This is a genomic window from Streptomyces sp. RLA131, from assembly GCF_056270125.1.
In genome coordinates this window covers 3605395-3623355 of the sequence record NZ_JBWDOQ010000002.1, presented here as the reverse complement: position 1 = coordinate 3623355, position 17961 = coordinate 3605395, and the positions used below count along the sequence as shown (strand labels likewise).

General features: G+C 72.8%; 21 protein-coding genes and 1 riboswitch. Of the genes, 9 read left to right on the top strand and 12 right to left on the bottom strand.

Going from position 1 to position 17961, the window contains the following annotated elements; genetic code table 11:
- Positions 1-17 precede the first annotated feature (17 nt).
- Together RWE79_RS17355 and RWE79_RS17350 are read right to left on the bottom strand one after the other, a co-directional pair.
- Positions 18-1160: an NADH-quinone oxidoreductase subunit D gene (locus tag RWE79_RS17355; protein WP_475940987.1), complete on the bottom strand. Its 1143-nt coding sequence runs from the start codon at positions 1158-1160 to the stop codon at positions 18-20.
- A gap of 25 nt (positions 1161-1185) precedes the next feature.
- Entirely contained in the window at positions 1186-2160 is a 975-nt protein-coding gene (locus RWE79_RS17350) for an SAM-dependent methyltransferase (RefSeq protein WP_475940986.1), read from the bottom strand.
- Between the two features lie 180 nt (positions 2161-2340).
- Here RWE79_RS17350 and RWE79_RS17345 point away from each other — a divergent pair, with 180 nt between their 5' ends.
- Positions 2341-3336, top strand: a complete 996-nt coding sequence (locus RWE79_RS17345; RefSeq protein WP_475940985.1) for a carbohydrate-binding protein — start codon at positions 2341-2343, stop codon at positions 3334-3336.
- 63 nt (positions 3337-3399) lie between these two features.
- Here RWE79_RS17345 and nagA read toward each other — a convergent pair whose 3' ends face one another.
- Positions 3400-4581, bottom strand: a complete 1182-nt coding sequence (gene nagA, locus RWE79_RS17340; RefSeq protein WP_475940984.1) for an N-acetylglucosamine-6-phosphate deacetylase — start codon at positions 4579-4581, stop codon at positions 3400-3402.
- Positions 4581-5492: an ROK family protein gene (locus RWE79_RS17335; RefSeq protein WP_475940983.1), complete on the bottom strand. Its 912-nt coding sequence runs from the start codon at positions 5490-5492 to the stop codon at positions 4581-4583. Before RWE79_RS17335 ends, nagA begins: the two co-directional genes overlap by 1 nt.
- A gap of 66 nt (positions 5493-5558) precedes the next feature.
- On the opposite strand from RWE79_RS17335, the gene RWE79_RS17330 reads away from it, so the two are divergent.
- Positions 5559-5828 (top strand): DUF3263 domain-containing protein, encoded by a 270-nt coding sequence (locus RWE79_RS17330; protein WP_475940982.1) that lies wholly within the window; start codon positions 5559-5561, stop codon positions 5826-5828.
- On the opposite strand, the gene RWE79_RS17325 is transcribed toward RWE79_RS17330, so the two are convergent.
- Positions 5782-6741: an ArsR/SmtB family transcription factor gene (locus RWE79_RS17325; RefSeq protein ID WP_475940981.1), complete on the bottom strand. Its 960-nt coding sequence runs from the start codon at positions 6739-6741 to the stop codon at positions 5782-5784. The two genes, RWE79_RS17330 and RWE79_RS17325, sit on opposite strands and share 47 nt — an antisense overlap.
- 235 nt (positions 6742-6976) lie before the next feature.
- On the opposite strand from RWE79_RS17325, the gene RWE79_RS17320 reads away from it, so the two are divergent.
- The gene (locus RWE79_RS17320) at positions 6977-7585 is read left to right on the top strand and encodes a tetratricopeptide repeat protein (RefSeq protein ID WP_475940980.1); all 609 of its coding nucleotides are present in this window, start codon (positions 6977-6979) and stop codon (positions 7583-7585) included.
- Positions 7586-7614: 29 nt separating this feature from the next.
- Entirely contained in the window at positions 7615-8490 is an 876-nt protein-coding gene (gene otsB / locus RWE79_RS17315) for a trehalose-phosphatase (RefSeq protein WP_475940979.1), read from the top strand.
- Here otsB and RWE79_RS17310 read toward each other — a convergent pair.
- Positions 8477-9532: a helix-turn-helix domain-containing protein gene (locus RWE79_RS17310; RefSeq protein ID WP_475940978.1), complete on the bottom strand. Its 1056-nt coding sequence runs from the start codon at positions 9530-9532 to the stop codon at positions 8477-8479. The two genes, otsB and RWE79_RS17310, sit on opposite strands and share 14 nt — an antisense overlap.
- Before the next feature lie 176 nt (positions 9533-9708).
- Between RWE79_RS17310 and RWE79_RS17305 the strand changes: the two genes are divergently transcribed.
- Positions 9709-10122, top strand: a complete 414-nt coding sequence (locus RWE79_RS17305) for a peptidoglycan-binding domain-containing protein (RefSeq protein ID WP_475940977.1) — start codon at positions 9709-9711, stop codon at positions 10120-10122.
- Positions 10123-10177: 55 nt separating this feature from the next.
- On the opposite strand, the gene RWE79_RS17300 is transcribed toward RWE79_RS17305, so the two are convergent.
- Both RWE79_RS17300 and RWE79_RS17295 read right to left on the bottom strand, forming a co-directional pair.
- Positions 10178-10426: a DUF397 domain-containing protein gene (locus RWE79_RS17300; protein ID WP_475940976.1), complete on the bottom strand. Its 249-nt coding sequence runs from the start codon at positions 10424-10426 to the stop codon at positions 10178-10180.
- Entirely contained in the window at positions 10423-11241 is an 819-nt protein-coding gene (locus tag RWE79_RS17295) for a helix-turn-helix domain-containing protein (protein ID WP_475940975.1), read from the bottom strand. The genes RWE79_RS17300 and RWE79_RS17295 overlap by 4 nt, the downstream gene beginning before the upstream one ends.
- 158 nt (positions 11242-11399) lie before the next feature.
- Between RWE79_RS17295 and RWE79_RS17290 the strand changes: the two genes are divergently transcribed.
- Positions 11400-11849 carry a hypothetical protein gene (locus tag RWE79_RS17290; RefSeq protein WP_475940974.1) on the top strand — a complete coding sequence of 150 codons (450 nt, stop codon included), beginning with the start codon at positions 11400-11402 and terminating at the stop codon, positions 11847-11849.
- Positions 11850-11878: 29 nt separating this feature from the next.
- On the opposite strand, the gene RWE79_RS17285 is transcribed toward RWE79_RS17290, so the two are convergent.
- From RWE79_RS17285 to RWE79_RS17270, 4 genes are all read right to left on the bottom strand, one after another.
- A complete protein-coding gene (locus RWE79_RS17285) occupies positions 11879-12283 on the bottom strand; it encodes a hypothetical protein (RefSeq protein WP_475940973.1) in 405 nt (134 codons plus the stop codon).
- Positions 12280-12612 carry a hypothetical protein gene (locus RWE79_RS17280; RefSeq protein ID WP_475940972.1) on the bottom strand — a complete coding sequence of 111 codons (333 nt, stop codon included), beginning with the start codon at positions 12610-12612 and terminating at the stop codon, positions 12280-12282. The genes RWE79_RS17285 and RWE79_RS17280 overlap by 4 nt, the downstream gene beginning before the upstream one ends.
- A 50-nt stretch (positions 12613-12662) precedes the next feature.
- Complete coding sequence (locus RWE79_RS17275) at positions 12663-14120, bottom strand: alpha,alpha-trehalose-phosphate synthase (UDP-forming) (RefSeq protein WP_475940971.1); 1458 nt, start codon at positions 14118-14120, stop codon at positions 12663-12665.
- Positions 14121-14181: 61 nt separating this feature from the next.
- Positions 14182-15147 (bottom strand): glucosyl-3-phosphoglycerate synthase, encoded by a 966-nt coding sequence (locus RWE79_RS17270; RefSeq protein WP_475940970.1) that lies wholly within the window; start codon positions 15145-15147, stop codon positions 14182-14184.
- A gap of 211 nt (positions 15148-15358) precedes the next feature.
- Positions 15359-15486: riboswitch (SAM riboswitch) on the top strand.
- Positions 15487-15503: 17 nt separating this feature from the next.
- Here RWE79_RS17270 and thrC point away from each other — a divergent pair.
- From thrC to RWE79_RS17255, 3 genes are all read left to right on the top strand, one after another.
- Positions 15504-16796: a threonine synthase gene (thrC, locus tag RWE79_RS17265; RefSeq protein ID WP_475940969.1), complete on the top strand. Its 1293-nt coding sequence runs from the start codon at positions 15504-15506 to the stop codon at positions 16794-16796.
- Between the two features lie 41 nt (positions 16797-16837).
- Positions 16838-17116 carry a ubiquitin-like small modifier protein 1 gene (locus tag RWE79_RS17260; RefSeq protein WP_475940968.1) on the top strand — a complete coding sequence of 93 codons (279 nt, stop codon included), beginning with the start codon at positions 16838-16840 and terminating at the stop codon, positions 17114-17116.
- Between the two features lie 476 nt (positions 17117-17592).
- On the top strand, positions 17593-17796 hold the full coding sequence (locus tag RWE79_RS17255; protein ID WP_037910665.1) for a cold-shock protein: 204 nt from the start codon (positions 17593-17595) through the stop codon (positions 17794-17796).
- Positions 17797-17961: the final 165 nt, after the last annotated feature.

The following is a 17961-nucleotide window of genomic DNA, read 5'->3' as shown; positions in this document are numbered from 1 at the left end:
CGCCCGCCGGGTTCCCGCTACTTGTCGACGTCGCCGACGACGAAGAACATCGAGCCGAGGATCGCCACCATGTCGGCGACCAGGGTGCCCGGCAGCAGCACCGTGAGCGCCTGGATGTTGTTGTACGACGCCGAGCGCAGCTTCAGCCGGTACGGGGTCTTCTCGCCCTTCGACACCAGGTAGTAGCCGTTCAGGCCGAGCGGGTTCTCGGTCCAGGCGTAGGTGTGCCCCTCGGGGGCCTTGAGGACCTTGGGCAGCCGCTGGTTGATCGGCCCCGGCGGGAGCTGCGCCAGCCGGTCCAGGCAGGCGTCGGCCAGGTCCAGCGCGTTGTGCGTCTGGTCGAGCAGTATCTCGAAGCGGGCCAGGCAGTCGCCCTCGGTGCGGGTGACGACCTTGAGGGTGTCCTGCAACTCCCCGTAGGCCAGGTACGGTTCGTCGCGCCGCAGGTCGAAGTCCACGCCCGAGGCGCGGGCGATCGGCCCGCTCACCCCGTAGGCGTGCACGGTCTCCTGGGAGAGCACGCCGACGCCGCGCGTGCGGCCCCGGAAGATCTCGTTGCCCAGGACGAGGTCGTCGAAGGTCCGCATCCTGGCCCGCACCCCGGCGACGGCCCGGCGGGCCCGGTCGTACCAGCCGTTGGGCAGGTCCTCCTTGAGGCCGCCGACCCGGTTGAACATGTAGTGCATACGGCCGCCGGAGACCTCCTCCATGACGTGCTGGAGGTTCTCGCGCTCGTCGAAGGCGTAGAAGATCGGCGTGATGCCGCCGAGCTCCAGGGGGTACGAGCCGAGGAACATCAGGTGGTTCAGCACCCGGTTCAGCTCGGCGAGGAGGGTGCGGGTCCACACCGCGCGCTCGGGGACCTCCATCCCGAGCATCCGCTCGACGCCCAGCACCACCCCGAGCTCGTTGGAGAACGCCGACAGCCAGTCGTGCCGGTTGGCCAGCATGATGATCTGCCGGTAGTCCCGGGCCTCGAAGAGCTTCTCCGCGCCCCGGTGCATATAGCCGATGACCGGCTCGGCCTCGCTGATCCGCTCCCCGTCCAGCCGCAGCCGCAGGCGCAGCACGCCGTGGGTCGAGGGATGCTGCGGGCCGATGTTCAGCACCATGTCGGTGCTCTCGGCCGCGCCGCCGATGCCGATCGTGGTCTCCGTCATGCGCACAGTCTCCCACCCGGGTGGCTCAGAGCCTGTGGCTCAGCCAGACGAACGCGCCCAGCCCCGCCGGATCCGTCAGTTCGGCGGCCTGGGAGGCGGCCGCCAGGGCCCGTACGTAGCCGGCCGGGTCGGCGGACGCCCGGGCCAGCGGGGGTCGGCGTCCGTTGACGCCCAGGTCGGTGAGCGCCTCGCGCTGGGTGCGCAGGGTGCCCCCGCCCGCGGCGGCCGCGCAGGCGTCCAGGGCGACGTGGGCGGTGATGTCGCAGGAGCCGTCCGGGACGGGCGGGACCTCGCGGCCCTCCCGGAAGCCCGTGAGGGTGCCGTGCGGCGGTCTGGCGTCCCGTGTGTGCGCGTAGTCGACGGCTACGGCGAGCCCCTGCGCGACGCGTTCCACCGCCCCGGCCCAGGCGGCGTCCCGGGGGCGGCCGATCTCGGCCCGGCTGCCGGGCGGCGAGCCGGCCAGCGGCCACCAGCGGGCGAGCCATCCGGCGTCCTCGGCGCCGACCGGCTCGCCGAGGCGTTCGGCGCCGTCCCGGGGGCGGACGAGGATCTGGCGGGGGATGCCGTCGGGCCCGGTCCCGGCGAGGTCGACGGGGACGTTGTCGAGCCATTCGTTGGCGAACAGCAGCCCGCGCACGCCGTCCGGGATCTCGTCGGTCCAGGTGACGCGGGCGTCGAGACCGGCCGGGCGGGCCGCCTTCTCCACGGCGTACGGGCGCAGCCGCCGGGCCAGGCCGGGCGGGGCCGCCCGCAGCACGGCGGCGGTCAGTTCGCCGCGTCCGGCGCCCACGTCGACGAAGTCGATCTCCGCCGGATGGCCGAGGCCGGCGTCCACACGGGCCAGGAGAGCGGCGACGGCACCGCCGAAATGGGGGGAGGCGTGCACGGAGGTCCGGAAATGCCCGGCGGGGCCCTCGGGGCGGCGGTAGAAGCCTTCGGGACCGTAAAGCGCCTGCTCAGTGGCGTACCGCCAACTGGTCCAGGAGTCGATGTCACTCACGTTCCCACCGTAGGGGCAGTGATTCCAGGTAGGCTGCTATGGGCTGCCGTGGATTAATCGATCATGAACTTTGACCATCGGAGCGGCTGCTTCCCTGTACTGGGGAGCCCCGGCACTGGTAAGTGCTGTACAGGCGCGTACGCGCCGCGAAGGCCAAATGCAGTGGAAGGTGAACAGCGGATGACGGCCGGTACCAACGGCACGCCCGACCCCGGGAACGACGACCCCTTCGCGTATCTGTACCGCCAGGAGGGTGCGGAGCCCGGGGACGGTCCGGCGGCTGCCACCGCGCCCCAGCCCGGCGTGCCCCGCACCTCGTACAACCATGTCCGCGCGGTCGGCGAGCGCCGCCCCGCGCCCGCCCAGCAGCCCTCCTACGGCTACCCGCCGCAGCAGCCGCAGCAGCAGGCCTCGTACCAGCAGCAGCAGCCGTACGGGGCCACCCAGCAGCTTCCCCAGCAGCCGCAGACCGGCCGCGCCTCGGGGCACGGCGGCGGGCACGGCGGCGGCGGTCGCACCGGCGGCCCGGGACGCGGCCCCAACAGCAAGGGTCTGCTCATCGGCGCCGTGGCGGTCGTCGCCGCGGTCTCCATCGGCATCGGCGTCGCCATGGCCAACGGCTCCGGCGACGAGGACACGGCCGGCACCTCCCCCTCCGCCTCGGCAGGCGCGGGCAACGACGGCAACGGTTCCTCGTCCGCCTCCGGCAAGCCCTCGGAGTCGGCGTCGGCCAGCGCGTCGACCGGCCTCGGCACGGTGGACGCCGCGACGCAGAGCCTCACGGGCGGCGCCGCGAAGAGCACCGAGCACGGCAAGGCGCTTGCCGCCGGGGGTGTCTACGTCGACCACATGACGACGGCCGGCGCGACCGTGACCTGGACCGTCGACATCGCCAAGGCGGACTCGTACACGCTGTACCTGCGCTACGCCAACGCCGAGAAGGACGCGGCGAGCCTCACGACCGTCGTCAACGGCCAGGCTATGAGCTTCAAGATGGACCTGAAGAACTACGGCAAGGAAGGCAACTGGGACTCCTGGTTCAAGTCGTACCAGACGGTGAGCCTGAAGAAGGGTTCCAACACCATCGCCCTGACCTGCGGGACCGGCGACGCCTGTCACGTCAACCTGGACCAGCTGGCCCTGGTGACAGGCACCACCGCCCCTGACGGCTGGTAGGACCGCAGGCCACCCGCTGCCCCCGTGTCACCCCGACACGGGGGCAGCGGCGTCTCCGCACGCTCACCGCCCCGGGGGCGGCACCAGCCATCGGCCCTTGCGCATGACGCCCACCAGGTCCCAGGAGGCGTTCAGGACGACCAGGTCGGCGTCCTTGCCCGGTTCCAGGGAGCCGACGCGGTCGTAGGCGCCCAGCAGGCGGGCCGGGGTGGCGGACAGGGCCTGGACGACGTCGGTGACCGGGAGGCGGTCGACGGTGACGGACCGCTTGAAGACGGTGTCCAGGGTGAGGGTGGAGCCCGCGATGGCGCCGCCGTCCACCAGCCGGGCGACGCCGTCGGTGACCTCGACCTCCATCGGGCCGAGCAGATAGCGTCCGTCGCCGAAGCCGGCCGCGTCCATCGCGTCGGTGATCAGCGCGACCCGGCCCGCTCCCGCGCTCCTGAACGCCAGTTCCAGGACGGCCGGGTGCAGGTGGACGCCGTCATTGACCAGCTCGACGGTGATCCGCTCGTCCTCCAGCAGCGCCGCGACCGGTCCCGGCTCGCGGTGCAGCAGCGACGGCATCGCGTTGAACAGGTGGGTGGCCACGGTGGCGCCCGCCTCGACGGCCCGCAGGGTCGCCTCGTACGAGGCGTCGGTGTGGCCGACGGCGGCGATGACGCCCTGCTCGGCCAGCAGGCGTACGGAGTCGAGCCCGCCCGGCAGTTCGGGGGCGAGGGTGACCATGCGCGCGGTGCCCCGGGAGGCGTCGAGGAGCTTGCGCACGTCGGCCGGATCGGGGTCGCGCAGCAGCGCGGGCTTGTGGGCGCCGCAGCGGTGCGGGGAGATGAAGGGGCCCTCGAAGTGGATGCCGGCCAGGTCGCCCTGTTCGACCAGTTCGGACAGCAGGCCCGCCTGGCGGGCGAGGTCGTCCAGATCCCCGGTGACGGTGGAGGCGACCATGGTGGTCGTGCCGTGCCGGCGGTGGGTGTCGACGACGGTGAGGATCTCCTCCGTACGGTCGGAGGAGAAGGACGCGCCGCCGCCGCCGTGGACGTGGATGTCGATGAAGCCGGGCACGATCCAGTGCCCGGTCAGGTCGACAGTGGCCGCGGTCCCGGACGGCCCGGAGGGTCCGGAGGGTCCGGCCGGGACGGCCCGGTCGGGGGCGATCGTCCGGCCCTCGACGGTGATCCGGCCGTTCTCGACGACGCCGTCCGGCAGCACCACGGTGGCGCCGGCCAGCACGCTTGCTTCCGCCATCAGGCGGTCACCTCCACGTCCACAGAGAGAAGATCCCAGGCGAGGAGCCCTGCGCCCAGGCAGCCGGCGGTGTCCCCGAGGGCCGCCGGAACGATCAGGGGGAGCTTCTGGAAGGTCACCCGGGCCGCCAGGGCCGCGCGCAGCGGCGTGAGGAGCGTTTCGCCCGCCCCGGCCAGGCCGCCGCCGATGATCAGCAGGTCGGGGGTGAGCAGGGTGAGCCCGGTGAGCAGTCCGTCGGCGAGTGCGGCCAGCGCGTCGTCCCAGACCGCCAGCGCGCGCGGGTCGCCCGTCCCGACGGCCCGTGCGCAGTCGGCGGCGTCGCCGACCCAGGCCCGGCCGACCGCCGCTGCCGAGGCGAGCGCCTCGACGCAGCCGCGCTGCCCGCAGCCGCACTCCGGGCCCTTGCGCCGTACGACGATGTGGCCGAGCTCGATCGCCTCGACCCGGCTGTGGTCACCGCAGGTGACGCCGGAGGCTCCCGAGATGCCGGTGCCCAGCGCCACGAACAGGAAGCGGTCGGCGCCCCGGCCCGCGCCGATCCGGCCCTCGGCCAGGCCACCGGCGCGCACGTCGTGGCCCAGGGCCACCGGCACGCCCTCCAGCCGTTCGGACAGCAGGGCCCGCAGCGGCGCGTCCCGCCAGCCGATGTTGGCGGACCAGACCGCGACGCCCCGCGCCTCGTCGACCACTCCCGGGACCGCTACCCCGGCGGCGGCGGCCGGCTCGCCGTACGCCCGGAGCCCGTGGGCCCGCAGCTCCCCGGCGAAGGCGAGTACGGCGGCGGTCACCGCCTCGGGGCCGCGCTCGCGGTCGGTCGGGCGGCGCGCCTGGTGGAGCAGTGTGCCGTCATCCGCGACCAGCGCCGCCTTCATCCCGGTGCCGCCCACGTCGAGGGCGATGACATGTCTCACGGGGACAGTCTGGCGCCTTACCCCGTCAGAGGTCTAGTCCAGTTGTGGCCGCGCTATGGTGACCGGGTGACCGATTCCACCGAGCCGCCGAGCGGGCCGCCGAGCGGGCCGGGAGAGCTGAGCGACCAGGACCGCGCGGTTCTCGACATCGCCCGCCGCCCCTGGGCGGGCCCCGGCGCGCGGGAGCGGGCCGTCAGGGAACGCCTCGGCATGTCGCCGACCCGGTACTTCCAGCTGCTCAACGCGCTCCTGGACGATCCCCGCGCCCTCGTCCACGACCCGGTCACCGTCAACCGGCTGCGCCGGGCCCGGGAGGAGCGGCGCGGCCACCGCTGAGCAGGGTGTCGCCGAGCGGCGTACGGCGGTAGCGGATCTCGTGGCGGTGGCGTTCGCCCGTGACGAGACCGGAGGCGCGCAGCACCGACAGATGCTCCGACACGGTGGCCGGGGCGAGCGCGTGACGGTGTGCCAGGGTGCTGGTCGCGGCGGGTTCGCCCAGACCGTCCAGGAGCTGGGCGCGGGTCCTCCCGATCAGCCGGGCCAGGGCGGCGGCAGCGTCTCCGGCGGCGCCCCCGGCGGCGGTCCGCGCGCCGCCGGCCGCCTGCCACAGGTTGCCGACGCCCCGGGCCGGATAGACCAGGGTGGGGTGCCAGGGCCGGTCCGTGACGACGACGACCTGGTCCCACTTGAAGGCGCTGGGCATCAGGAGCAGGCCCTCGCCGTCGAGGTCACGGTGGTCGTCGTCGCCGTGCGCGCGGGTCAGTACGTTGTCGTGCCAGCGCACGGAGGGGTGCAGTTCGGCGAAGAGCCGGTCGAGACCGCCCTCGGCCAGCCGCCTGCTCTGGAAGCCGACGTCGGCCTCCAGCAGCGCGCGGATCCGGGGCCAGTACGGGGCGACGGCCGCCTGCCACACCTCGCCGATCAGCCGGGTGAGCAGGGCGAGGGCCGGGGCCGGGTCGCCCAGCAGCAGCCGTCCGGTCGCGGTGCGCGCCGCTCCCGGGGTGTCGTGGACCGACCGCGCGATCTCGTCACGGACCTGCTCCGGCGCGGTGGCGGCGATCAGGGCGAGGTCGTCCTCGAAGCGGCCGGGCGGCCCCTGCCGGGGCGGGGAGAGGAAGTCGGGGGTGTAGCCCCGGCGCGGCTGGAGGAGCGTGAGCGGGCGCAGGTCCAGGGCGTCCAGGCGCGGCCGTACGGTGTCGAGCCAGTGCCGGTGGTGGCCGGGGGGCTGCGGGCCGGTGGCCACCCGCACGGCGGCGAGCGTCTCGAAGGCGGGGGAGTAGGCGAACCGGCAGCGGCGCAGGTCGGCGGGGCCGAAGCGGAGGGTGACGGCGATGAGGGCACCTCCAGCGGCGATCCGGTGTGGTCCGGCGTGATCCGGCGTGATTCGGCGGTGACCGAATGAGTGGTGGGGAGTGTACGGGCGCTCGCACGATGCCCGGGACCCGGGACGCACCGGCCCGGCGGGACGAGGGGAAACACCTGCCATGACCGCACACGCACAGGCACAGGCACACGCACCGGCCCAGGACTGGGAGAAGCGCAACGGCGAGCTCTGGGCGTCGCTGGACGAGCTGCCCGAGCAGGAGTTCCTGGACCGGATGGACCGGCTGACCGCCGAGCTGCCGCCGGACCATCCGGTGGGCCTGTTCGAGCGGGCCGCGGCCGCCGACTCGTTGGGGCACACCGACCGGGCGGTCCCGCTCTACCGGGAGGCGCTCAGGGGCGAGCTGCCCGGCGAGCGCCGCCGCCGGGCGGTGATCCAGCTGGCCAGTTCCCTGCGTGGCCTCGGCCACCCCGAGGAGAGCGTCGCGCTGCTGACCGAGGAACGTGCCGCCGGCTCAGACCATCTCGACGACGCGGTCAGCGCGGTCCTCGCGCTCGGCCTGGCCGAGATCGGCCGCGCCCGGGAGGCGGTCGGGATCGCCGTGGGGGCCCTGTCCCCGCACCTGCCCCGCTATCAGCGGTCGATGGCGAACTACGCCCGGCTGCTCGTCGAGTCCGAGTCCGAGTCCGAGTCCGAGCCCGAGTCCAAGGCCGGATCCGAGCCCGAGTCCAAGGCCGGATCCGAGCCCGAGGGCCGGCCCGAGGCATGAGATGCGGGGTGGCCGGTAAGGTCGAAAGCATGGGCAGCAACGCGAGCGACACCGGTATTCCGCGCCACCTCCCCACCCCCACCACCACCGAGGGCGAGGAGGGCCTCGCCGCTCTCCTCGCCGACCCGGGCCAGGCCGTGATCGGCCTCGACTTCGACGGCACCCTCGCCCCGATCGTCCCGGACCCCGACAGCGCCCGCGCCCATCCCGGCGTGGTGCCCGCCCTGGCCCGGCTGGCGCCGGGGGTCCGCTCGGTCGTCATCGTCACCGGCCGCCCCGCAGAGGTCGCGGTACGTTACGGCGGCTTCGCCGGTGTCCCCGGCCTGGAGCGCCTCACCGTCCTGGGCCACTACGGAGCCGAGCGCTGGGACGCCGCCGACGGCCGGGTCCACGCCCCCGCCCCGCACCCCGGTGTCGCGGCCGTACGGGCCGAACTGCCCGCCTTCCTGGACCGGCTCGGCGCCGGTCCCGGTACCTGGGTGGAGGACAAGGGGCGTGCCCTGGCGCTCCACACCCGCCGCGCCGAGGACCCGCAGGGCACCTTCGAGGCCCTGCGCGTGCCCGTCGCCGAACTGGCCGCCGGCAACGGCCTGATCGTCGAGCCCGGCCGTCTCGTGCTGGAGCTGCGGCCCCCGGGCATGGACAAGGGCGTCGCCCTCAACGACCACCTGCGCAGGACGGATGCCGGGCCCGTCCTCTACGCGGGCGACGACCTGGGTGATCTCGCGGCCTTCGGCGCCGTCGAGAAGCGCCGGGCGGACGGATTGCCGGGGGTCCTGGTGTGCAGCGGCAGCGAGGAGGTCGCGGAGCTGGCCGCCCGCGCCGACCTGGTCGTCGACGGCCCCGCGGGTGTCGTGGCGCTGCTGGACGCCCTCGCGGACGCGCTGGGGCTCAGCGGCGGTTAGGGGTCCGCGCGGCCGGGGGCCGCGCGACGCGGTGGACGTCCGCGGCGACGGCACCGGTGGCCCGCAGCAGGGAGGCCCCGAGCGGTGTGAGGGTGTGCAGCACGGTCGCGGCGTCGCGGTGGCTGCTGATCAACCCCGCGTCGCGCAGCGCGGTGGTGTGCTGGCTGGCAGCCGACGCCGAGACCCCGGCGGCGCGGGCCAGTTCCGAGGTGGTGGCCCCGGCGGCCGTGGCGCGCAGGACGACCGCGCGGGTCCGGCCCAGCAGTACGGTCAGCGGGCGCCGGCAGTTCTCCGGCACGGCGGGCGGGGCCTCGGGGGTCGCCTCGTGGTGCAGCGGGTACACCAGCACCGGGGGCAGTCCGGGATCGGCGAGCGCGATCGGCGTCCGCCAGCAGAAGTACGAGGGGACCAGCAGCAGCCCCCGCCCGCCCAGGTGCAGATCGCGGTCGTCGACCCGGTAGTCGACGGTCAGGACCGGGGCCCGCCAGCGCATCACGGGCCCGAACCCGCTCAGCAGCCCCTCCACGCCGCCCTGGAGCAGCGCCCGGCAGCGCACGGAGCGCTCGGCGTCCAGGCGGGCCCGTACCTGGTCGTCGTAGGGGGCGATCGCGGTGTGGTGGTACTCCCTGAGCGTCTCCGTCAGTTCCCGCCGCCGCTCCTTGTCCGCCAGGCCGGTGATCCATGACGACGCGCTCGTCGTGACCCGCTCCAGGCGCCGCAGTTCGCCGCGGACCCGGCCGGCCGGGGTGTCGTTGATCGCCGTCAGTCCGGCGTCGAGCCCCGCCGAGGCCTCGGCGGGATTGAGGAAGTCCGGGTAGTAGGCGGCCCGGGGGAAGAGCGGCAGCAGCATCGTCGGCAGTACCCGGTCGAGCCCCCGCTCGCCGAGCCTCCGCCGGGTGCCCCGGTACCAGTCGGCGTACGCCCAGCGGCCCTCGCGGGTCTGGAACCGGTGCAGGCTGAGCGCGATCTCCCACAGCGGGTCCGGGTCGGCGGCCACTCGCGTACGCGCTAAATCGGCATCGGTGAAATGGATGCGGAGCATCTGATTCCCCCCGTACTGCCTGGGCCTTTAAGGCCACACGACACATCATGGCCAGCCCGCGCCGCCGCTGGCAACATCTCGCGGGTAAGGAATCCGGCCATTGATCCCGGGCCGGGGACGCAATGCGTTCGGGGGATTTCATGGCCGGTCCGTGGCAGATGAAACAAGGAGATCAGATGCGCTTTCGCACTAAACTCGCCGCCGCTTTCGCCGCCGTGGCGCTCGCGGCCGGCTTCGGCCTGACCGCCGCCGGGAGCGCGTCCGCCGCCCCGGCGCGGGCGACCGTCGGTACCGCCGCCGTGCACGCCCAGTACTGGTCCTGCGGCTACTACAGCGGCACCACCGAGACGGTGTACGGCAACACCGGCGACCGGGTCCGGGAAATCCAGTGCCTGCTGCTCTTCTGGGGGTTCAGCGTCGGCTCCAGCGGCGTGGACGGTGACTTCGGCAGCAATACCCTGGCCGCCGTGAAGGCCTTCCAGACCTGGGACAACGGCCGGGGGTGCGGCATAAAGCTGCTCGTCGACGGAAAGGTCGGGGCGCACACCTGGAGCGCGCTGCGCGCCTACGACGGGTGTCCGACCGTCTGATCCGACGCGTACGGTCACGCGGCCCCGGCGGGAGAGATCCCGCCGGGGCCCGCGTTCACTTCCGGTGGCCCGCCGCGTAGGCGGTGAACGCGGACCAGGCGGCCGTCCCGAAGGCCAGCACCGGCCCCCGCGGGTCCTTGGAGTCCCGCACATGGACGGCGTCGGGGCAGGTGGCGACCTCGACGCATTCGCCGCCTTCGCTGCCGCTGTGGCTGGACTTGTGCCATACGAGGGCGACTTCGAGGCAGTCGCCGCCCTCGCTGCCGCTGTAGCTGCTCTTGAACCATGCGAGTTCGGAGGTCATGTCTCTCCCGCAATCTGCTCGATCAACCTCGCGGAATCCCCCGGGGTGAGGGCCTGCGACCGGATCATGCTATAGCGCATGTGCAGTTCGCTGACCTCGTCGCGAACGTCGATGAGCATGCTCCGCCCCTGGACCTCCAGATAGGCGAGCAGGCGCCGTTCCGGGGTCTCCAGGAGCGTCATCGGGCCGTCGAACCCGGCGTGTTCGTACGCGGTCGGCATCACCTGGACCGTGACGTTGCGCTCCCGGCCGACCGCCAGCAGATGTTCCAACTGGCAGGTGTGCACAGCCCGTCCGCCGACCGGCCGGCGCAGCACCCACTCCTCGATGACGAACGCGGCCTGGGTGGCTGGGAACCTGGTCAGCACCGTCTGCCGGGCCAGCCGGGCCTGGACGCGGCGCTCGATCTCCCCGCTGTCCAGCACCGGGCAGCGGATGCCGAGCACCACCCGGGCGTACTCCTCGGTCTGCAACAGGCCGTTGATCACCAGCGAGTCGTACTTGTACAGGCTGACGGCCTTCGCCTCCAGCTCCGCGTACTCCTCGAACCAGGACGGGAAGTCACCCCGCTCCAGATGCCGGGCGGCCCGCGCCAGCACGTCCGCCGCGCCCAGCAGCGTGGCGGCCCGGTCGACGAAGTCCGGCGGCGGCATGCGCTCCCCACGCTCGATCTTGGCGACCAGCGATCTGGAGTACCCGGCGTGCGCGGCCACTTCCTCCGCCGAGACCCCCGCGTGCTCCCGCATCGCGCGCAGCACCGTGCCGAACACCCGCATGCTCGCCGAACCCTCGCCGCCACCCCTGCTGTCCGGCACGGGCCCACCTCCCCGTCGCACATCGCGTACACAGGGCCTGAGTCAGCGGGCCCATCTGACGCGTATTCAGGTCGTACCTGGTCAGGCTAGCCATCCCGGGGGAGCGTTGAGGCCATGACATCGGAAACTCCACTCTCGGCAGTGAAGGCGGTGGTGCGGTGACGGCCCCCGAGACCGCTCCCGGGACCGCTCCCGGGACGGCCGCCTGGTCCTGGCTGGACGACACCGCCTTCGGGCCGGTGGCCTTCCTGCTGCTCGTCCCGCCCGACGGCCGGGGTGAAGGGCTCGCCGCCGCCCTGGGCCTCGCCGAACCAGGCGCCCGGCTGCCCGACATCAGCGACCGCGTCACCGTCCTGGGCCCGGAACGGGTCTCCGTGCAGGGCATCGGCATCCCGGTCGGGCCGAAGTGGACCTCCTTCGTCGACTCCGGCGGACCGGTGGCACTCCTGGTCGGCCTGGACCCGCTGCCCTCCGGCGCGGAGCGCCCGGAGGTGGAGGCGTACGTCGCCGCCAAAACCCTGACGGGCCGGCTGCGGCTGGGGGTCAGCGCCGGCGGCGACGGCCCACCGGAATCCGGCGGGCCGTCGCGCGCGGGGTCCCGTCAGTAGTCCCAGCCGGAGCGCGGGCGGCATCCGGGTCAGACGGCGACGATCTCCAGTGGGGCCTTCATGGCGTCGGCCAGGTGCCGCATGTCGCCGGGGTCCGATGTCCAGACCGTGGCGCCGACAGCCACGGCGCTCAGGACGACAGCGGCGTCGACCACATCCGACGTCGCCGACAGGCCGAGGAGGACACCCCCCCGGCGGGCCGTCCGCGTATCGAGGGCGACCGGCTCGCAGATCTTGACCACACGGGCCAGGCCCGCCTGCTTCCCGCCCTCGCCGCGCCACATCCGGGCCAGGACGACGTCGGGGAGCAGCGGCCGCCGGCCCTCGGCGAGTTCGGCTTCGCCAAGGGCCCGGACCCGGCCTCCGGGGCTCTGTTCGGCTTCCCGCAGGGCGCCTGCGTCAAGGAGCGCCCGGCGCGGATGAAGGATCGTCATTTTCGCCCGGCCCCTTCCGTGCCCTCCGTCGACAGGGCGTCGAGCGCGGTCAGGGCGTCCTGCCGCCTCGCGGCGTCGTCGGCGGACGCCGGGAGCCCCGTGCCCGTCTCGGCCGGCCGGGCCCTGACCCATGCGCGGGCCTCGTCCTCGGGCTCCCCGAACGCGGCGAACTGCTCCGCCAGCGCTGCCCGTCCCTCGGCGAGGTCGGCCTCTCTGCGTGCCGCACGGTCTGTCCAGGTGGACAGCGAGAGCCCTTCGTGCTCCGCCGCGCGGCGTGCGCGACCGACCGTTTCGGGGTCGAACGAGATCGAGAGCTTCTCAGCAGCCATGCGGCCACGCGACGCACCGGCCACCGGCGGTGCCACCGCGATCCGGGCCGTCAGCCCAGGGCCGCCAGCTGGTCCAGGAACCACTGCTGCGGCGGCAGCGCGGTGGCGGCGGCGGCCAGCCGCTTGCTGCGCTCGGCCCGCTCGTGCACCGGCAGGCTCAGCGCGTCGTGCAGGGCCTGCGCGGTCGCCCGCAGGTCGTACGGGTTGATGACGAAGGAGTCCTCGCCCAGCTCCTCGTACGCCCCCGCCTCGCGCGACAGCACCAGGGCGACGCCCTCGTCGGAGACGACGGGCACCTCCTTGGCGACCAGGTTCATGCCGTCGCGGATGGGGTTGACCAGGGCCACGTCGGCGAGCCGGTAGGCGGCCAGGGAGCGGGCGAAGTCGTCCTTGACGTGCAGCATGACCGGCTCCCACCCGGGGGTGCCGAACTCCTCGTTGATCTCCTCGGCGACCTGGCGTACGTCGTCGGTGTACTCGACGTACACCGGCAGATCCTGCCGCGAGGGGTACGCGAACGCGATGTGCACGACGCGGCCCTGCCACTCGGGGTGGTCGCGCAGCAGCTGACCGTAGGCGAGCAGCCCGCGCACGATGTTCTTCGACAGCTCGGTGCGGTCCACCCGGACGATGACCTTGCGGTCCGGGCCGCCCACGGCCTCACGCAGCCCGGCCAGCCGCTCCTCGACATCCGCCCGGTGGGAGCGCTCACGCAGGAAGTCGGCGTCGGCACCGAGGCCGTGCACGCCGATCCGGGTGGTGCGGCCCTGGTACGTCACCGTCAGGGCGCCCTCGTCGCGGATCACGGAGGCGCCGAGCACGGTGGCGCAGCAGTCCGCGAAGGCGTTCGCCCAGCGCCTGGTCAGGAAGGCGGCGCGGTCCGAGCCGAGGATGCCGGTCAGCACCTCGGCGGCCACGTCGTCGGGCAGCAGCCGGAAGTAGTCCGGCGGGGCCCAGGGCGTGTGCGAGAAGTGCCCCACGCGCAGATCGGGCCGGCGGGCCCGCAGCAGCTTGGGCACCAGGGCCAGGTGGTAGTCCTGCACCAGCACCGAGGCGCCCTGGGCGGCCTCCTCCGCGAGCCCGTCGGCGAAGGCGGTGTTGTAGGCCTGGTAGGCCGCCCAGTCACCTCGGAAGTCCTCGTCGAAGACCGGCTCCAGCGGAGTCTGGAACAGGAGGTGGTGGACGAACCAGAGCACGGAGTTCGCGATGCCGTTGTAGGCGGCGGCGAAGGTCCGGGGCTCGATGTCGAGCATCCGTACCTGCTGGCCGCCGCTGTCCGCCGGGTCCAGCCGTCCGCCCTGCGCCCGCGCGACCGCCGTCCGGTCCCCGTCGCCCAGGGCGGCACACACCCACACGGCGTCCGCGTCGGGCCCGATCGCGCTCAGCCCCGACACCAGCCCCCCGCCGCCGCGCTTGGCGGTCAGCGAGCCGTCCTCCTTGCGGAGGGCGTACGAAACGGGGCCGCGGTTGGACGCGACCAGTACTCGGGCGGAGTGCTTGGCGACCATGCTGACCAGCCTAGCCGCGCCGGCCCGAACCCAAACGTCGAGCGCCGCCCCGCCCTCGCGGCTACGCCGCTCTGCGCGCCGCGTATTCGGGGACCGTGAGCATCGGGGGCCGCTCCTCCGTCGCGACGTCGTGGACGCGGGGCGTGAAGCCGCCCTCGGCGCGGTCGAACTGGGTCAGGACGGGCCGTACGAGGTGGCCCCGGGCGAGCCTGAGCTGCGCCGTGCGATAGATCGTCGCGGCCATCCGGCCGAGCGCCTGCCCGTCCTGGTGACGGTGGTGGCGGACACCGACGTCGACCTGGGCGAGGGCGTCCAGGCCCACCGTGTTGAGGGAGTCGATGAGCATGCCGAGCTCGACGCCGTAGCCCACCGGGAACGGCAGCTGCTCCAGCAGCGAGCGCCGGGCCGCGTACTCGCCGCCCAGCGGCTGGACGAAGCCGGCCAGCTGCGGCCAGTGCAGGTTGAGCAGGGGCCGGGCGACGAGCTCGGTGACCCGGCCGCCGCCCGCCGGGACGACGGTGCCGCCCGTTTCGAGGGGGCGGTCGTACATGGCCTTGACCAGCTGCACGCCGGGGTCGGTCAGCAGCGGGCCGATGATCCCGGACACGAAGCGCGCGTCGAAGTCCCGCAGGTCGGCGTCGACGAAGGCGACGATCTCCCCGCTGGTGGCGAGCAGGGACCGCCACAGCACCTCGCCCTTGCCGGGCAGGGCCGGCAGCCGGGGCAGCACCGCGTCGCGGTGCACGACGGTCGCGCCGGCGGCCTCGGCGACGGCGGCGGTACGGTCCGTCGAACCGGAGTCCATCACCACCAGCTCGTCGACGAGCGGTACGGCGTCACTCATCAGCTCACGGCGGATGGTCTCCACGATCGTCCCGACCGTGGACTCCTCGTTGAGCGCGGGCAGCACCACGCTCACCGTCCCGCTCGGGCCCGCCGACCGTTTCGCGGCGAGCAGGGTCGAGAGCGGCCTGCGGTCCGCGGACCACGACCGGCGCTCCAGCCAGTCGGCTACCTCGTCAAGCACGTGCGGCTCCGTTCTGTCGGAGTTGTCCCCCCTCCGGCAGGGCGGTCTGTCGCATCTGTCTCGATGGACGGACTGCCTATGACCAGGTTCGGGGTCGTCGGTTACAGTCTTGAACACGAGACATGACCATCGTATGTCCACGATGATCTGGGCTTGTTACGTCTTCGGACGACAAATGCGGTGGCCCTGTGCCAGTGCGTCACCGCCATACCGCTCATCCAGAGGGGCAGAGGGAACGGCCCGTTGAAGCCCCGGCAACCCTCCCGCCGACCGCGAGGTCCAGGTGGGGAAGGTGCCAATTCCGTCTCGCGGCGAAATGCGCCGCGGGGAAGATGAGGAGAAAGGGCCTCGCCTCCATGGCTGCGCAGACCATTTCCGCAGATCACACCTCTGTTTCCGCCGCTTTCGGCCCCGCTGTCGCGCTGTCCTGCCGCGAATGCGGCACGCGCTTCCCGCTGACGCCGATCTTCGCCTGCCAGGAGTGTTTCGGGCCGCTCGAAGTGGCCTACGACCTCCCCACCGGTGACCCGGAGCGGCTGCGCAAGCAGATCGAGGCCGGCCCGGACAACATCTGGCGCTACGCGCCGCTGCTCCCGGTCCCGGCCGACGTGACCACCAAGCCGAACCTGAACCCCGGCTTCACCAAGCTCGTCAAGGCCGACAACCTCGCCCGCGAGCTGGGCATCACCGGCGGCCTGCACATCAAGGACGACTCCGGCAACCCGACCCACTCGTTCAAGGACCGGGTCGTCGCCATCGCCCTGGAGGCCGCCCGCACCTTCGGCCTCACCACCTTGTCCTGCTCCTCCACCGGCAACCTGGCCGGCGCCGTCGGTGCCGCCGCCGCCCGCGCCGGCTTCCGCTCCTGCGTGTTCATCCCGCACGACCTGGAGGCCGGCAAGGTCGTGATGGCCGCGGTCTACGGCGGCCAACTGGTCGGCATCGAGGGCAACTACGACGACGTCAACCGCTTCTGCAGCGAGCTGATCGGCGACCCGATCGGCGAGGGCTGGGGCTTCGTCAACGTCAATCTGCGCCCCTACTACGGCGAGGGCTCCAAGACCCTGGCGTACGAGATCTGCGAGCAGCTCGGCTGGCGGCTGCCGGACAACATCGTCATCCCGATCGCCTCGGGCTCGCAGCTCACCAAGATCGACAAGGGTCTCCAGGAGCTGATCAAGCTCGGCCTGGTGGCGGACAGGCCCTACCGGATCTACGGCGCCCAGGCCGAGGGCTGCTCGCCGGTCTCCACCGCCTTCAAGGCCGGCCACGACGTCGTACGCCCGCAGAAGCCGAAGACGATCGCCAAGTCGCTGGCGATCGGCAACCCGGCCGACGGCCCGTACGTCCTGGACATCGCGCGCCGCACCGGCGGCGCGGTGGAGGACGTCACCGACGAGGAGTGCGTGGCCGCGATCAAGCTGCTGGCCCGTACCGAGGGCATCTTCGCCGAGACGGCGGGCGGGGTGACGGTCGGTGTCCTGAAGAAGCTGATCGACAGCGGCCTGCTCGACCCGGCCGAGGAGACGGTCGTCCTCAACACCGGCGATGGCCTGAAGACCCTGGACGCCGTGGCCGACACCACCGGGCCGACGGCCACGATCAAGCCCAGCCTCGACGCGTTCCGTGCCGCCGGCCTGTCCGGCTGACCCCGACTCCCGTCTGCCCGACTGAAGGTGAATCCCGAATCATGAGCGCTTCCGTCCGCATCCCGACCATCCTTCGCACCTACACCGGCGGACAGTCCGAGGTGCCCGCCGAGGGCACGACGCTGGCCGAGGTCATCGCGTCCCTGGAGGCGAACCACCCGGGCATCTCCGCGCGGGTGCTCGACGACACGGGCAAGCTGCGCCGCTTCGTCAACGTGTACGTCAACGACGACGACGTCCGTTTCTCCGAGGGGCTGCAGACGTCCGTGGCGGACGGCGCGAGCGTCTCGATCATCCCGGCGGTCGCCGGCGGCTGCTGAGCCGGGCGCTGAGCCCGCGCTGAGCCCGCGCTGAGCCCGCGCTGAGCCCGCGCTGAGCCCGCGCTGAGCCCGCGCTGAGCCCGCTCAGAAGGTGCGCACAGGTGCCCCGTCCTCGGTGGTGAGGGCGGGGCACCTGTGTGCTGAGCGGTAGTTGAATGGCGGTACAGTGGCCGCAGAGACCCTGACAATTCCTTTCCGCGAGCGGCGATTTATCGCCAAATTCACGCGTTGAATGTCGTGTTGGTCAGTTATGTCCGGTCCGAGTTGCCCCGGATTATGTTTCAATTCCCCCTTTTTGTCGTTCTGTTGTGCCCAGAATTCTCGTCCGATTGACCTGTTGCAGAGGGCATCCGGGCAGATACATTCAGCGGCGGTCGACGCGTTCCGGCGCACGCCCCCTGGGCTGTAGGGGGTGAGGTCTGACCCGGGTTCGCGAGGTGCGGATCTGCGAAGGGCCAGTAATAGGGGAGTTAGGAATGGCTCAGGGCACCGTCAAGTGGTTCAACGCGGAGAAGGGGTACGGCTTCATCGCGGTCGACGGTGGTGCGGACGTCTTCGTGCACTACAGCGCGATTCAGATGGACGGCTACCGCACCCTCGAAGAAGGCCAGCGGGTCGAGTTCGAGATCTCGCAGGGTCAGAAGGGGCCGCAGGCGGACATGGTCCGGCTCGCCGTCTAGACCGGCGCGGCATCGGCCACCAGACACGCTCAACGCTCACGCTCAGTACGAGGGCCCGCATCCCGTCCGGGGTGCGGGCCCTCGTGCGTGCGCCCGGGGTGTGATGAGTGCGCCCGTGGGTCCACAGGCTCGGCCGCGGTCGCTTGCACTCTCGGGGGTCGAGTG